The organism is Nannocystis exedens (assembly GCF_002343915.1).
Lineage (GTDB): Bacteria > Myxococcota_A > Polyangia > Nannocystales > Nannocystaceae > Nannocystis > Nannocystis exedens.
On sequence record NZ_NETK01000001.1, the window covers coordinates 2,547,265 to 2,562,313 of the forward strand.

The 15,049-nt window shown below is 73.8% G+C and carries 13 protein-coding genes; 7 read left to right on the forward strand and 6 right to left on the reverse strand.

Going from position 1 to position 15,049, the window contains the following annotated elements:
• Positions 1–233: 233 nt before the first annotated feature.
• Positions 234–761, reverse strand: coding sequence for a cupin domain-containing protein (locus NAEX_RS49935; protein WP_170135608.1), 528 nt, complete (start codon positions 759–761; stop codon positions 234–236).
• 113 nt (positions 762–874) lie between these two features.
• Entirely contained in the window at positions 875–1,585 is a 711-nt protein-coding gene (locus tag NAEX_RS49940) for a hypothetical protein (protein WP_170135609.1), read from the reverse strand.
• Between the two features lie 221 nt (positions 1,586–1,806).
• Between NAEX_RS49940 and NAEX_RS09920 the strand changes: the two genes are divergently transcribed.
• Together NAEX_RS09920 and NAEX_RS09925 are read left to right on the forward strand one after the other, a co-directional pair.
• Complete coding sequence (locus NAEX_RS09920) at positions 1,807–3,204, forward strand: HAMP domain-containing sensor histidine kinase (RefSeq protein ID WP_170135610.1); 1,398 nt, start codon at positions 1,807–1,809, stop codon at positions 3,202–3,204.
• A 111-nt stretch (positions 3,205–3,315) separates the two neighbouring features.
• Complete coding sequence (locus NAEX_RS09925) at positions 3,316–3,717, forward strand: hypothetical protein (RefSeq protein WP_143140949.1); 402 nt, start codon at positions 3,316–3,318, stop codon at positions 3,715–3,717.
• Between the two features lie 172 nt (positions 3,718–3,889).
• On the opposite strand, the gene NAEX_RS09930 is transcribed toward NAEX_RS09925, so the two are convergent.
• Positions 3,890–4,942 carry an ABC transporter substrate-binding protein gene (locus tag NAEX_RS09930; protein ID WP_096327267.1) on the reverse strand — a complete coding sequence of 351 codons (1,053 nt, stop codon included), beginning with the start codon at positions 4,940–4,942 and terminating at the stop codon, positions 3,890–3,892.
• 53 nt (positions 4,943–4,995) lie between these two features.
• Here NAEX_RS09930 and NAEX_RS09935 point away from each other — a divergent pair, with 53 nt between their 5' ends.
• The 4 genes from NAEX_RS09935 to NAEX_RS09950 all read left to right on the forward strand — a co-directional run bounded on the left by NAEX_RS09935 (position 4,996) and on the right by NAEX_RS09950 (position 10,834).
• The gene (locus tag NAEX_RS09935) at positions 4,996–6,246 is read left to right on the forward strand and encodes a porin family protein (protein WP_096327268.1); all 1,251 of its coding nucleotides are present in this window, start codon (positions 4,996–4,998) and stop codon (positions 6,244–6,246) included.
• A gap of 153 nt (positions 6,247–6,399) precedes the next feature.
• Positions 6,400–9,249: a serine/threonine-protein kinase gene (locus NAEX_RS09940; protein WP_096327269.1), complete on the forward strand. Its 2,850-nt coding sequence runs from the start codon at positions 6,400–6,402 to the stop codon at positions 9,247–9,249.
• A gap of 212 nt (positions 9,250–9,461) precedes the next feature.
• On the forward strand, positions 9,462–10,025 hold the full coding sequence (locus NAEX_RS09945; RefSeq protein ID WP_143140948.1) for an SRPBCC family protein: 564 nt from the start codon (positions 9,462–9,464) through the stop codon (positions 10,023–10,025).
• Between the two features lie 332 nt (positions 10,026–10,357).
• Positions 10,358–10,834 (forward strand): hypothetical protein, encoded by a 477-nt coding sequence (locus tag NAEX_RS09950; protein WP_096327271.1) that lies wholly within the window; start codon positions 10,358–10,360, stop codon positions 10,832–10,834.
• A 130-nt stretch (positions 10,835–10,964) separates the two neighbouring features.
• On the opposite strand, the gene NAEX_RS09955 is transcribed toward NAEX_RS09950, so the two are convergent.
• A complete protein-coding gene (locus NAEX_RS09955; protein ID WP_096327272.1) occupies positions 10,965–11,510 on the reverse strand; it encodes a sterol desaturase family protein in 546 nt (181 codons plus the stop codon).
• A 140-nt stretch (positions 11,511–11,650) separates the two neighbouring features.
• Here NAEX_RS09955 and NAEX_RS09960 point away from each other — a divergent pair, with 140 nt between their 5' ends.
• Complete coding sequence (locus tag NAEX_RS09960; RefSeq protein WP_096327273.1) at positions 11,651–11,839, forward strand: hypothetical protein; 189 nt, start codon at positions 11,651–11,653, stop codon at positions 11,837–11,839.
• Between the two features lie 112 nt (positions 11,840–11,951).
• Here the strand turns inward: NAEX_RS09960 and NAEX_RS09965 are convergent, their stop codons facing one another.
• Both NAEX_RS09965 and NAEX_RS09970 read right to left on the reverse strand, forming a co-directional pair.
• Positions 11,952–14,516, reverse strand: coding sequence for a M56 family metallopeptidase (locus NAEX_RS09965; protein WP_143140947.1), 2,565 nt, complete (start codon positions 14,514–14,516; stop codon positions 11,952–11,954).
• Positions 14,509–14,907 carry a BlaI/MecI/CopY family transcriptional regulator gene (locus NAEX_RS09970; protein ID WP_096327275.1) on the reverse strand — a complete coding sequence of 133 codons (399 nt, stop codon included), beginning with the start codon at positions 14,905–14,907 and terminating at the stop codon, positions 14,509–14,511. Before NAEX_RS09970 ends, NAEX_RS09965 begins: the two co-directional genes overlap by 8 nt.
• Between the last annotated feature and the right edge of the window lie 142 nt (positions 14,908–15,049).

Genomic DNA, 15,049 nt, shown 5'->3' on the forward strand with positions numbered 1-15,049 from the left:
GCCGCGGCCGCGACATGACCGCACGGACATGTCCTTCCGCGCAGGTTCTCGGCCTCACCCGCCGGGCGATCGCGCAATATGTCCGGTCGGACATGGCCCACATGACGCCTCCGGCATGTCCTGTCGGACCGACCACCCGCCCGCTCGCCCCGCGCCTCTGGCATGTCTCTTCGGACAGGCCGACCGGCCGCGCAGCCGGCCGGACGATGCCGCGCGCCGGCCTGTCCCGCAAGTCACCTCCCGCCCGAGGTCTCGCTGCGCTCGCGGGCGGCGATCATCGCAAAAATTTTCGGCTGCTCCGGCTCGCCGTCGAGGTACGGCGCCCTGTGCAGATAGCCGACCTGCTTGAGCGCGCGGACCATCACCTTGTCGCTGTCCGGGTAGACGCAGACCTCGTGCGGGTCGTCGGGCCCGATCGCCAGGTACACCAGGTCTTCGTCGTACGGGTTGGCGAGCTGGTGGCCCACGCCGGTGCCCGCGGGGCACGAGATGCAATCGCCGGGGCCGACGTCGTACAGCGCGTCGCCGTAGCGCAGCACCCCGCGGCCCGAGAGGATGAAGAACGCCTCGTCCTCGCGCAGGTGGTAATGGAACGGGGAGGTCGTCCGCCCCTTGGGCAGCCGTACCTGATTGACGCCGAGGGCGCCGGGCCGCGTCGTCGCCGGCGTGAGCGGCTTCCACGGCGCCTCGTACACCCCGGGCAGCGACCGCTCCTCGGGGACATCGGCGACATTGATGATATTGGCAGGACGTTCCGGCATTGTCGGGGGGACCTCGCGCGCGAGGGTACGGGCCCGCGATCGCGCCGGCAAGGTCGCCGCAGGCGACGGGCCCATCGTGATGGGGCGATCGACGAGACCGTCGAGGACCGGCGTCAGCCGATCAGCTCGCCCCAGAACGGGATCGCGGCGGTGTCGACGGGAGCGGGTCGCTCGTGCTCGACGTCGATCAGCTCGTGCAAGAGATAGTCGCGGAGGTCCCGGCCGTAGACGATGATGTCGCTCTGCCACACCGACAGCACCAGCGTCGGGCCCTCGGCGAGCACGTAGCGATGGCCGTAGATCGGCAACAGCCGCGGTGCCCGGCCCACCAGCGCCGCCACGCGGGCGCGGCGCTCGTCCGCGTCGCCGGGCCGCGGGCCCCAGCTGTCGCGCCACAGCGCGTTCTCCTCGACGTCGAACACCAGCCCGTCGATCACTCCGGCGAACGCGGCGCGGATCGCCGCCTCGTCGCGCTGCCAGTGGTAGAAGCCCGGCGCTTCGTACGGCACCATGCGGTCGTCGGCGCCGAACCCCGCGCCTTGCATCCACGGCTCGGTCGCGTGCAGCACCCGCAGGAACAGGCGATGGTCGGCGGGGAAGCGGACCTCGTGGCGCTGTTCGATCCGCTCCACTTCGGCGTCGGACAGCCCTCCCGTCCACCGGGTCCCGCGGCGCCAGTGGCAGCCGCCCGCGCCGTTCTCCTCGTAGTCCGCCAGCGTCGGCTCCGCCACCCGGCGCCATGTCTCCTCGGTCGCGGCGCCCAGCCACCTCAGGAACGGCTCTCCGAAGGCACCCGGAATCGTCGTCGTCAGGCGCTTCGGCATGCAAAAATCCTGGCGACCAGCCTACCACACGCGCGCTCTCGGCGTCGCCGGCCCGGAGGACATGTCCTTTCAGCCATGTCATCCGCGCGTCTCGGAGCTGCCGACGCCGCCCGCGCCGCTGCCCGGTGCGTGCCCACCCACGGCCGCTCCTGGGCGCTCCGCCCCGCCTCGGCCGGTGCGCGCGGCGCCCGACCCGGGCCTGCGTCACTCCGGGGCTTGCCATGCCGACCGGCCGGGGCATCCGCCTGCGCACGCTCTCGTGGGCCGTCACCCTCGTGGTGCTCGGCGCGGCGCTCACGGTCACGGCGGCGCTGCTGCTCTTGACCCATTACATTCACCAGACCAACAACAGCTTGGCGGCCTCGGTCGAGAGCGTGCGGCTGGCGCGGGAGATCGAGCTCTTGCTCGACCTGCTGGCCCAGGTCGGCCCGCACGACCAGACCGTCCGCCACCTCCGCGGCGACCTGCGCGAGACCGTGCAGCAGGCCGGGCACTACGTCGTCACCGCCCACGAGGCGGCGGCCTTGCTCGAGGCCGCCAACCGCATCGATCTGTACCTCAACGCCTCCCGCGAGCACCGGATCGCCCCGGGCGAGCTGACCCGCCTGCGGGCCGCCGCGCTCGACGCCACCGATCGGTTCGTCGCCGTCAACGTCGCCCAGTCGCTGGCCGCCCGCGAGCAGGCTGACCATTGGGACAGGCTCGCCAACCGCATCGGCCTCGGCTGCGGCGCCTTCCTGCTGACCGCGGCCGCGCTGCTGGCGTGGTGGCTGCGCACGCGGGCGTTCCGGCCGCTGATCGGCCTGGCCGCGACCATGGAGGCGTTCGCCCGCGGCCGTCGGGACCTCCGCGCCGACGAGGTCGGCCCGCACGAGCTGCGCGAGATCGCCGGCCGCTTCAACGCCATGGCCGACGTGCTCGCCGCCCAGCGCGCCGCCCAGATGACCTTCCTCGGCGGCGTCGCCCACGACCTCAAGAACCCGCTCGCCGCGCTGCGCCTGGCCCTCGCCGCGCAGGCCCGCGACCCCGAGTCCGCCGTCCGCACGCGTCGCACCCTCGACATCGTCGCGCGCCAGACCAGCCACCTCGAGCGCATGGTCGGCGACTTCATCGACATCGCCCGCATCGAGGCCGGCAAGCTCGAGCTGCGACCGGTCGACAGCGATTTGCGCGAGCTGGTGCGCGAGTCGGCGGCGCTGTTCGACGGCTACCCGCGCCACCAGCTCGCCCTCGACCTGCCGCCCGAGCCGACCCTCGTCCGCTGCGATCCGCTGCGGGTGACCCAGATCGTCGTCAACCTGATCAGCAACGCCGTCAAATACTCGCCCGAGGGCGGCCCGGTCGAGATCTCCGTGACCGCCACCGCCGACCTCGCCACCGTCGCCGTCCGCGATCACGGCGTCGGCATGAGCGAGGCCGAGGTCCGGCGGATCTTCGAGCCCTTCTCGCGCGTGGGCCTGTCGCGCGACGCCATCCCCGGGGTCGGCCTCGGCCTCCACGTGCTGTTGCAGCTCGTGCAAGCCCACGGGGGCGCGGTCGACGTCGACAGCGCCCCCGGCCGCGGCTCGACCTTCCGCGTCCACTTGCCGCGCCGCGGGCCCGCCCTGAATGCTTCGTGACGGCCCCCCGCCGGCGAGCGGGCGCCTCGAAGTCGCGGCCGGGCGGCGCACGCCCACGGGCGACGTCACGACGCCGCGGGCTGTGACTGCGCCGAGGGCGATCCGTGCAGCGTGCAATTGTGCGAGACCGCCGTGCTCGTCGAGGACGAGGACACCGGCGGACAGGACGACGCCCTGCTCGAGCTGTCGCTGAACTGCGCGCTCGCGGCCCTGCGCGACCGCAAGGTCGGGAGCATCAGCTGGAACCGGCGCTCGGGCGGCGGCCAGTTCGACGAGTTCGGTCGCTTCGAGATGTTCGGCGACGGGGCCGCGCGCTACACCACCGGCGGCGTCGCGGACCTGTGCGAGACGGTCGTCGACGCCGTGGACGTCGTGACCTTGAAGGCCCCGGAGGTGTTCGCCGGTTGCCTCGGCAACACCGTGATCGAGGAGCGCTTCGCCTGCCTCCGGCAGGCGCGGCTGGACCACCGGACGACCTGCGTCGAGGGCGAGGAGGACTGCGGCGGCGTGTGAGCGCCGCGACGCGCCCGCGGATCACTTCGCGGCGGGCTCGATCTCGGCGCTGGTCGTGCCCGTCAGCGTCCCGGCCGTGCAGGTCAGCGGGAGCTCCGGGAAGTGGAACACCCCGGCGTAGCCGCGCTCCTTGGCCGTCGCGTCGTCGACCGCCTTGAGCGTGCCCGGGCCTTCAACTCTTCTCTGCCTCGGCGATCAGCTCGGGCGCGAACAGCTGCTGCAGGTCGGCGCCCCCGAGCTTGACGAAGCCGAGCTTCTGCGCGTCCTCGGCGCTGCGGATCAGGGCCGACGGCACCGGGTCCGACGTGAACTCGAGGTTCTGCCACGCGCGGTCGATCGTCGCCGGCGCCAGGGCCTTCCCGGTGACCTTCTTGATCGCCGCGTTGGCGACCTCCTTCGCCTCGCTCGCGTGCGCGGCGATCCAATCGTTGGCGGCCGCGTGGCCGCGCAGCAGCGCCAGGATCGTCGGCCGGCGGGCCTCGATCTGGCCCTTGCGCGCCAGCAGGACGGTGGTCGTGTAGCGGCGGTCGGGCCACAGGTCGCGCTCGTCGACCAGCACCTTGCCGCCGCCCTCGAGGATCAGCCGGGTCGCCCACGGCTCGGGCACCCAGGCGCCGGCGATCTCGCCCGACTGGAAGCTCTCGAGCGTCTGTGCGTTCTCCTGCGGGGTGACGCTGACGTCGCCGCCGCCGAACTCGTCGACTTTATACCCCTGGCCGATGAGCCATGTCCGAAGGGCCACGTCCTGGGTGCCGCCGAGCTGCGGGGTGCTGACCTTCTTGCCGCGCAGGTCGCCCGGCCCGCCGATCTCCGGGCGGACGACGAAGAACGCCCCGCCCGTGGCCGCGCCGGCGATCACCTTCACCTCGCCCTTCGACTTGACGTAGGCGTTGACGGCCGGGTTGGGGCCGACGTACGTGGCGTCGAGCGCCCCCGACAGCAGCGCCTCGATCGCCGCCGGCCCGGCGTTGAACGTGAACGTCTCCAGCGCCGTGCCCTGGCCGGCCAGCGCCTCGCGGAACAGCCCGCGCTCGACCCCGACCAGCGCCGTCCCGTGGGTGATGTTGGGGAAGTAACCGAGCCGCAGCGCCCCGGTGTTCTCGCCGGGCGGGCGGCACGCGCCGGCGAGGGCGAGGGCGGGGAGGCTGGCGGCGAAGCGGCGGCGAGACAGCGGCATGGCGAAGGAGGGTTTACCATAGTAGATCTTCTCCAGCATACTGAACATCGCCCGACCTGGTCTTCCGGGCCGGTCCTGGGCTACCCCTCGCCCCGCGCGCCATGCTCCATCTGCTCCTGTTCGCCGCGCTCGCGCCGGCGCCGCCGCCGTCCGCCCCCGGCGCTCCGCCGCCCGACCCTGACCGTTTCTATCCGCCGGCGCGCGAGCACCTGCTGCTCGCGCCGGCGACCGTGGGCGACGGGCCGCTCAAGTTCACCCCGGGCAAGGGCCTCGAGGTGAAGAGCAAGGACGGCCGCTACGCGCTGTCGCTCAGCCTGCGGACCGGCTTCCTGTACAGCGGCCGGCGCCAGGCCGGGGCGGCCTACGACCACGCGTTCGAGATCCGCCGCCTGCGCCTGGTGCTGTCCGGCAACGTGTTCAGCAAGTCGATCAAGTACTTCGTGCAGCTGGCCGTGGCCCCGCGCGAGCTCAATTTCGTCGACGGGGTCGCCCGCTCGGGCCCCTTGCTCGACAACTACGTGGTGTTCGACCGCCTGCGCGACGCCAACTTGCGGATCGGCCTCTACCGGGTCATGTACACCCGCGAGCGCAACATCGCCGACATCAACCCGCTGCTGATCGACCGCTCGCTGGCCAACGCCGAGTTCAACGTCGACCGCGACATCGGCCTCGACGTCCGCTCCGAGGATCTCGGCGGGCTCGGCAAGCTGCGCTACTACGCGGGCGTCTTCATGGGCGACGGCCGCGACCAGAACCGCTTCAGCGACCCCGGCCTGATGTACACCGCGCGCGTCGACTTCCTGCCGTTCGGCCTGTTCGACGACTACGAGGCCAGCGACCAGGCCCGCCTGCGAAAACCGAGGCTCAGCCTCGGCTTCGCCTACGCCTTCAACGACCGCGCCCGCAACAACCGCGGGGTGCTCGGCAGCCCGCCGCTCGACGGCGGCACCACCAACTATCACAACCTCACCACCGACATGATGTTCAAGTGGGCCGGCTTCAGCCTCGAGGCCGCGTTCCTGTGGCGCCAGGGCCGGCGCAACCCCGGCCACGCGGTCGACGACATGGGGGCCCCGCTGCCCGTCGAGGCCGCGCGCAACGGCCACGGCTGGATGGCCCAGGCGGCGTTCTTGATCCCCCGGACCGGCCTCGAGCCGGCCCTGCGCACCAGCGGGATCCGCGGACTTTCCGTGACCTCGATGCCGGACCGCAACGAGCTCGGCGGCGGCCTCAATTATTACTTCGCCGGCCACAACCTGAAGCTGCAGCTCGACTACTTCCGGACCTGGGACCGCGGCGCCGCCGATCGGGCCGGCGACCTGGTCCGCCTGCAACTTCAGGTCGCGCTGTGAGCCGCCCGCCGTCGCTTCGAGAACGCTGTCAGATCGGCTCTCGAGCGCCGGCGCGCCTTGCACGGCGCGGCGGGTTTGCCCATTACGTTCGGCGTGCGTGCGGTGCCGGTGGAGCCGGGCGACCAGGCATTGGCAAGACATGTCCGGGGGGACATGTCTCGAAGGACCGCCGACCCGGACGAGCGACCGGGCTGCGAGGTCGTCGGACCGCAGGACCCGACCCTCGTCGCCACCCTGGAGACGCCGCCCCGCCGCCGCAGCCGCTCGCCCTGGCCGCCGAGTGAGGCGCCGTCCGCGGGCGAGACCCGCTACGTGTTCGGCGAGGTGTTCGCGGCCGGCGGCCTCGGGGTGGTCCGGCGCGCCCACGATCGCCGGCTCGGCCGCGTGGTCGCGATCAAGGAGCTGCTGCGCGACAGCCCCGACGCCCAGCGCCGATTCGCCCGCGAGGCCGCGATCACGGCCCGCCTGCAGCACCCGAGCATCGTCCCGCTGTACGACCTCGGCCGGCGCGCCACCGGCGAGCCGTTCTACTGCATGAAGCTGGTCGACGGCGCCAGCCTCGACGCCAAGATCCGGCAGGCCCGCGACCTCGGCGAGCGCCTGCGCCTGATCGAGCACGTGATCGCGGTGGCCGACGCGATCGCCTACGCCCACGACCAGAAGGTCCTCCACCGCGACCTCAAGCCGGCCAACGTGCTGATCGGCCGGTTCGGCGAGACCGTGGTCATCGACTGGGGCCTGGCCAAGGACCTCGCCCAGCCGGGCGACAGCGAGGCCGAGCAGACCACTTGCTCGGGCCAGCGCAGCCGCACCGACGAGGATCTCACCGAGGTCGGGGCGATCGTGGGCACGCTGCGCTACATGCCGCCCGAGCAGGCCCGCGGCGAGCCGGTCGACGCCCGCAGCGACGTCTACGCCCTCGGCGCCCTGCTCTACCACGTGCTGGCCGGGTGCCCGCCGTTCGCCGAGGCGAGCGGCCCGGCGCTGGCGGCCCGGGTGATGGCGGCGGACCTCGGAGACCTGCGCGAGCGGGTGCCGGGCGTGCCGCGCGAGCTGGCGGCGATCGCCCACCGGGCCACCGCCGCCCGCCCCGAGCTGCGCTACCCCAGCGCCGCCAACTTCGCCGAGGACCTGCGCCGGTTCCAGGCCGGGCGCATGGTCTCGGCCCACAGCTACACTCTGGCCGAGCGGCTGCAGCGGTGGATGAGGCGCCAGCGGGTCCTGCTGGCGTTCGCCGGCCTCGGCGCGACCGCCAGCTTCTTCGCCTTCAAGGCCCACGAGGCCGGCCTCGACCACTGCAGCGGCGGCGCCGCGGACATCGCCGCCGCCTGGGACGCGCCGCAGCGGCGAGCCGCCGCCGACAACTTCATCGCCGCCGGCCCGGCCTTCGCCGCCGAGGTGTGGCCGCGCGTCGCCACCACCCTCGACGCCTACGCCTCCGCCTGGGCCGCGCAGCACCACGAGGCCTGCCTCACCCACCGCCGCGGCGAACAGTCCGATCACCTGTTCGACCGCCGCATGGCCTGCCTCGCCGAGCGCAAGGCCGCCCTCGTCGAGGCCGCCACCTTGCTCGGCGAGCGCGACCCCGAGGTCTCGCTCCACGCGCTCGAGCTCGTCGGCGGCCTGCCGCCGCTGGCGCGCTGCAGCGACGTCGCCGCCCTCGACGCCGCCGTCCCGCCGCCCGGCGACCCCGAGGCCGCCGTGCGGGTCGCCGCCGTGCGCGACGGCCTGGTCAAGGTCGCCGCCCTCGACCGCGTCGCCCGCACCCCGGCCGCGCTGGCGCTGGCCGACGCGCTCGTGCGCGAGGCCGAGGCGATCGGCCACGCGCCGACCCTCGCCGAGGCCCTGCTGCGCCGCGGCGAGCTGCGCCTGCACGACGACGCCGACGACGCCGCCGCCCGCCTGCAGCTCGCCCAGCTCACCGCCGTCCGCGCCGGCGCCGACGAGATCGCCGCCGAGGCCGCCGCGCTGCTGGTGTTCGTCCGCGGGCGCCAGGCCGGCGGCATCGAGCGCGGGCTGGCCGAGCTGCCGATGGCCGAAGCCCTGGTCGCCCGCCTGCCGCCGCACGACCGCCTGCGCGGCCTCTTCCTCAACAACGCCGCCGTGCTCGCCCGCTCGACCGGCGACCTCGAGCGGGCCCGCCGCTTGCTCGACGAGGCGCTCGGGGTCCAGCGCGCCGCGCCCGGGCCGGCGCGGGTCGAGGTCGCGTACACGCTGACCAACCTCGCCATGCTCGTCGAGGAGCCCGGGCCCCGCGAGCTCGCGCTGCGCGAGGCGCTGGCGATCCTCGAGCGCGAGCTCGGACCGGCGCACGCGCGGACGATCGAGCTGCGGGTGCTGGTCAGCCTCTACACCCTCGACCCCCGGGTCGCGCACGCCCTCCTGCGACCCGGTTGCGACGCGCTCGAGCGGTTCTCGCCCGGCGCCTCGCCGGTGCGCGCCCGCTGCCTGGTTCACCTCGCCCATCACGCCGACGAGGCGGGCGACGAGCATGCCGCCACTGCCCTGCGGGTCCGCGCTCTCGGCCTCATCGACCCGCGCTCCACTCTGGTCGAGGACATCGTCGTGCGGGCTCACCTCGACCTCGTCCGCGGCGCGCACGACGACGCCGTCGTCCGCCTGCGCGGCGTCCTGCGGAGCGACCTCGCCGACGACACCTGGTGGGTGCGCGAGCGCCGGGCCGGCGTGCTGCTGCTGCTCGGCCTCCACCTGCGCGCCCGCGGCGAACTCGCCGCCGCCCGCACCGCCTTGCAGGGCGCGATCGACGACTTCGTCGCGGTCGCCGCCACCGCGAGCAGCGTCGTCAGCGACCAGCAGCTCGCGCGGGCCCGCGTGGCCCACGCCGAGCTCGCGCTCGCCGGGCCGCCCGACCCGGAGGGGCAGGCTCGGGCGCTCCGCGACCTCGACGAGGCCGACCGCTGGTACGCCGCGGCCGGCGAGGCCTACGCGTGGCGGCGGCACCAGGTCGCAGCGCTGCGCGGGCGCTTGACCGGCGCCGGCTGAGATCGCCCACGGACTCGCATCCGACCCTCAACCCCGGAGTTCCCCTCGTCACGCGCAAACTGCTGCAGCTCCGGGCGCCTGAGTTTGCTCCTTCAGACCCGGCCCGCGGGCCCCCAAGCCGCGTCCGCCGCCCGCGCAGATCCGCGCCGGCCTCGATCTCGGCCACAGGGCCCGGGCCCGGAATAGACATTCGGCGCTATAGTTTGGGCTCGATGACCGCCGCTCGCGTGACAACCCTCCCCGTCGGTATGACTCGCTGGGCGCTGTCCGCCGTCGCCGCGGCCGCGATCGTGGCCGCTTCGACCGCCGACGCCGCCGCCGAGGCGCCGAAAGTTTCCACCAAGATCACCGCCAAGGGCGAAGTCGTCGCCAGCATGACCCTCGCCGCCGCGCCCGCCGCCGTGCGCCAGGTCCTCGGCAGCGCCGAGCGCTCGCACGGCCTCTCGCCCTTCACCGTGTCGGCCAAGGCCACCCCCGACGGCAGCTGCGAGCGCGTCAAGCTCAAGACCCGCGGCATGCTCTCGCCCTTCGAGCTCGAGACGCGCCGCTGCCCCACCGCGCACGGCTGGAAAGAGACGCTCGTCGCCTCGGAGCACTTCGTCGAGTACTGGAACGAGTGGGTGGTCGAGGACGCCGCCGCCGGCGGCTCGACGGTCACGTTCAGGACTCGCACGATGCCCAACGTCGCCGTCCCCGAGGCGATCATCCAGTCCGAGACGAAGCGCGTGCTGGCCAAGTTGATGCACAACCTGTCCGAGGCGGTCGGTAGCGGCTGAACGCGAGCCCTCGCATCCTGCGCCGTCGACCCCGCGGTCGGCGCGAGGCGTCGCACCGAGGCTGAACCCTCTCGCCTCACCCGACGCCCTCGCATCCGGCGCCGTCGCCCTCGCGTTCGGCGCGAGCCGTCGCACCGGGGCTGACGCTCTCGCCTCCCCCACCTCGCGGGCAGCAGGCGCGAGCCCTCGCACCAGGGCTGACGCTCGCGCCTCCCCCGCCTTCGAGCCCCTGATCGGACCCGCTCGAGCGCGCCTCACCGAGCGCGAGCGCCCCTGCTCCGGCCGCGGCACGCCAGCTTCTCCCCGTCCCCCGCTCGTGCGACCCTCGCCGCGTGCAGCCCTGGTCGGTCCTCTCGCGCCTCGCGCCGTGGCTCCTCGCCGTCCTGCTCCTCGGCTGTCTCAGCCACCGCACGCACCTCACCGAGAGCGAGCAGCAGTCGTTCGGCACCCGCACCTTCGCCGCCCCCTACGAGGCGACCTTCGCCGCCGCCCGCGACGCCCTGCCGGCGCTCGGCTACCAGCTCCTCTTCGTCGGCGCCGCCGAGGGCCGGATCACCACCGCCCGCAAGCAATACGGCGTGCGCGCCAGCCTCGGCCTCGAGGGCACCAGCTCGGCCGTGCTGTACCGCCAGTACGACCTCCGGCTCGTCCGCGTCGACCCAAGCCACACCCGCGTGATCGCCGCCCCGCGCCTCTACGACGGCGAGCGCGACGTCTCGAGCCAGGCGGCGTGGACGATGAGCGGCCCGAGCGGCGAGCACGAGCAATGGCGCGCGCTGTTCGCCCAGATCGAAGCCGGCCTGCGGTAGCTGTCCATGAGGACATGCTTTTCCGCGCATGTCTACTTCGACATGTCCATCCGGTCATACGACCTCGACCGGCGCCCCCGCGCCCCGACGATTCGGCGCCGCTCGAGCGGAGCGGTCCAGTGAAGCGCGCTCACGGCCGGCGCAGCAGCAACAACTCCAGCCACGTGCGCCGCATGCTCGCGGGCTGGCTCAGGCCCAGCGTCGGCACCGCCGGCCCCGGCGCCACGTACGTCCCGCCGAGGTGGTCCCACAGCGTCAGCAGCAGCGAGTGGTTGCCGATCTGCGCCGGATCGGCGCTGTGGTGCAAGCGATGCACCTCCGGCGTATTCCGAAATCGGGACAGCCACGGATTGCGCATGTCGACCCCGGTGTGCGACGACAGCCCGAGCGCCGTGTCGAACATCGCGCACGCGAAGATCACGTCCGGCGCGAACCCGCAGGCCACCAGCGCCAGCACCGGCAGCGTGCGGAAGAAGAACACCAGCAATGGCGCGTTGACCGTCGACATCAGCGCGTAGAGCTCGCGCGGGTAGTGATGCAGCGCGTGCATGCGCCACAGCAGCGGGTGCTCGTGCGACACCCGGTGGATCGCGTAGGCCACCCCGTCGGCGACGACGAAGCCGAGCGGCGCGGCGATCGCCAGCGGCAGCGACGCGGCCGGCCCGAAGCCCTCGATTCATCTGCAAGTGTCTGTCCACCACGGCTTCGAACCCGGCGACGTGATGCTCGGGCGACCGCCCCGCTCCGCCCGTCGGCGCTGCGAACCGCGTTACAACTTTTTTGCAAACATGACTCAAGGGACATGTGCATGTCGACATGCTCGAAGCCCGGCGCGCGCGGCCGTTCGACAGCCCCGGCGGCGTCGGCTTCGGCGGCCCCGGGGCGCGGGGCAACACCCACGGCGGTAGCGGCGGCGGCTCGTCCTACCTCGGCATCCCCGTCAACGCCTTCACCGAGCCCGGCGTCCGCACCGGTCACGGCCACGCCGTCCTCACCCCGCTTTGAGCGGGGTAGCGAAGAATGCCCCAAAGGACATGCGCTGGAGAGCAGGCTCTCCAGCACATGTCCTTTCAGACCTGTCCTCTCGCGCCTGTCCTTCGGACCACACCCGACCGCGCTACCCGCCGGCCTTGCGGGCCGCCTCCTCGATCCGGCGCTGCTCCTCGGCGTCGATCACCCCGTCGCGCAGCGCCAGGTCGACCTCGCGGCGGACCGCCTCGCCGGCGCGGATGCGGGCCCTCTGGACCCGCTTGGCCTCTTCGGCCGCGCGGCGGGCCTCGGCCTGGACGCGGCGGCCCTCGGCCTCGACCTGCAGGCGCTCGCGGTCGACGCGGCGCTGCTCGCTCAGCGCCTCGCGCTGGGCCTCACGCTGGACCCGCCGCGCGTCCTCGAGCGCCCGCTGGCGCTCGCGCTCGGCGCGACGCAGCTCGCGCTCCGCCTCGGCCTGGGCCCGGCCGTGCTCGCGGGCGGACGCTCGCAGCGAGCGCTCCACCTCGCGCTCCACCTCGTCGGCGATGCCGTCGACGTCGAGGTGTTCGAGCGCGTCGGCGAGGCCGGACAGGTCGAGGTGCTCCACCTTGCGCTCGACCTCGGCGGCGATCTTCTCGGCCCGCCCGGTCAGCTCGGCGAGCTGCTGCGAGCTGAGCTCCGGCGCGCGGCGGGCCAGCGCCTCGGCGCGGCGCTTGAGCTCCTCGATCTTGGCCGCGTCGAGCTTGCTCGCCTGCTTGGCGATCGCCGCCGCCGCGCGCTCGAGGTCGCGGAGCTGCCTGGCGTCGATCACCTTGGCCTGGACCGCCGCCTTCCCGCCCTCGCGCAGCAGCTTCTCCGGCACCCGCGGCACCACGACCACGTGCCGGCGCGACGCGCCATGGTCATCCGCACAGCTGTCGTCGTCGTGCTCGTCATCGTCGTCCACCGTGAAGCGGTACGCCGGCGGCGCTGGCGGCGCCGGCGGCGTCGGCGGTACGGGCGGCACGGGGCCGACCGCGTGCGGCGGAGGCGGCGGCGGCGGCGGCCCGACGCGCAAGCCCGGCGCCCGCAGCACGTAGTTCGGCGTCGGCACGAACACCTGGACCGACGAGCCCGGCTGCCCCTGCTCGCGCAGCTCGGCCGCCTTCCGCTCGTGCCGCTCGGCCTTGCGCACCGCGCGGCGCTGCTTCGCCGTCGGCGAGCCGTCGACCGCCTCCGAGGGCGCGGGCGGCGTCGGTGCGACGCCCGGCATCGCCGCCATCGGCGGCGTCGGCGGGGCGCCGAGCACCGTCGTCGGCGGCGCGGGCGGAGTGGGAGCCACGCCGAGCACCGTCGTCGGCGCCGCGGGCATCGCCGCGAACACCGGCTCCGGCATCAGCTCCGGCGGATCGGCTGGCACCGGCGGCTCGGGCACCTCGGCGCGCGCGACCGACAGCGACAGCCCCGGCGCGCCGAGGCCCACCGTCGCCAGCAGCGCCGCGCCCAGGAGCCCGCGCCAGCGCCGGGCCCAGCGGCCGCGCTCGCGCTCGCGGGCGTCGAGCAGGCGCTCGACCCGGCGCACCAGCAGCGAGCTCTTGCCCGCCATCGGGCTGGCGAACTTCCCGGCCAGGTCCGAACGCCCGGGCCACTGCGCCACCTCGGTCAGGCAGCGCGCCAGGTGCAGCCCCGAGCCGGTGTGGCGGACCGCCCAGTCGTCACACAGCTCCTCGGCCGCCTCCTGCATCCCGCGGCGGGCCACCCGGTTGAGCGGCTGGAAGAACAGCGCCGCCTCGAGCACCGACGCCAGCACCTGCCAGGCCGGGTCACGGCGCAGCACGTGGGCCAGCTCGTGGGCCAGCATCGCCTCCTGCTGGCGCGGCGCCAGCCCGTGCGCCCGCGCGGGCACCACGATCTCGCGGTTGGCCAGGGCCATCGGCGAACCTACCCGTTCGGACATGGTCAAACGGACACTGTCCTGAGGGACACGTACGTGCGCCATCAGCCGCTGCAGCCGCTCGCGCAGCGGCCCCTGGCGCAGCGGCGTGCGCCCGCGGAGGCCGCGGCGCAGCCGGATCGCCGTCACCCCGAGCCGGCCGAGCGAGGCGGTCGCCCCCAGTCCGAACAGCGCGGCGAACACCCACGCCGCCACCCCCGCCTGCGACTCGACCGGCGGCGCCGGAGCCGCGATCGGCGGGGCCGGCGGGCCCGGCGGAGCCATCGCCGGCACGATCGCCGGCGCAGCGAACACCGCCGGCTCGATCATCGCCACCGGCTCGACGAGCGCCGCGTGCTCGATCCGCACGTGCGCGGGCGCGGCGAACACCGCCGTCACGCCCTCGTCGGACAGCATCATCACCTGCGGCTCGCAGCCGGCGCAACCGTGCAGCTGCGGCCTCATCACCGGCGCCGCGAACTCGACGACCTGCGGAGGCGGCGGTGCGATCGCGGTGGCCGGCGCCGGCGCCACCTCGGCCGGCGCGAGCGAGCCGGCCTCGACGTGGACGCTGCCCAGCAGCGGCTCCACCCCGAGCCCCGTCTGCAGCGTCGCCGTGAACAGCCCGCCGACCAGCGACATCTTCCACAACAGGCTGCGGGTCAGCGAGTCGAGCGGGAGGAAGCGGGTGAAGGCCCACACCCCGCCGATCAGCACCGAGCTGTGCACGAAGTACGTGCCCAGCCAGCTCACCATCGTGTGGACCGCCGGGCCGGCGAGAGAGGCTGCAGGGTCAAGCATCGTCGTCCTCCGCGTCGCCGGATCTCTGGGCCAGGAGCTGCTTGAGGCGCGCGACGTCGTCCGGATCGACGTCCCTGTCCTCGACCAGGTGGCTGACGAGCGCCGACACGTCGCCGCCGAAGAAGTAATCGGTCACCCGCGACAGCATCGAGCGCCGGACCTCGTCCTCGCTGACGAGCGCGCGATAGATGAACTGTCGCCCCTCGACGCGGTGCGTCACCGTGCCCTTCTTCTCGAGCCGCGACAGCATCGTCGACACCGTGGTCGGCGCCAGCTCGCGATCCTGCTCGAGCAAGGCCGTGTGGACATCGGTCGCGGTCGCCTCGCCGCGGTCCCACAAGATCCGCAGCAGGCCGAGCTGCAGATCGCTGAGTTGGTGTGACTCGCTCATGAACGACAGCCGTAGTACTACACGTGTAGTAGGGCGTCAAGCGGCCGCGCCGCCGATCCCCCGCTTCGACCCCCGAGCTTGCCACCAAGCGTCCCCGCGCGTCATGCGCGAAATCGCCCCACCTCGTTTCAACAGCCGCCAT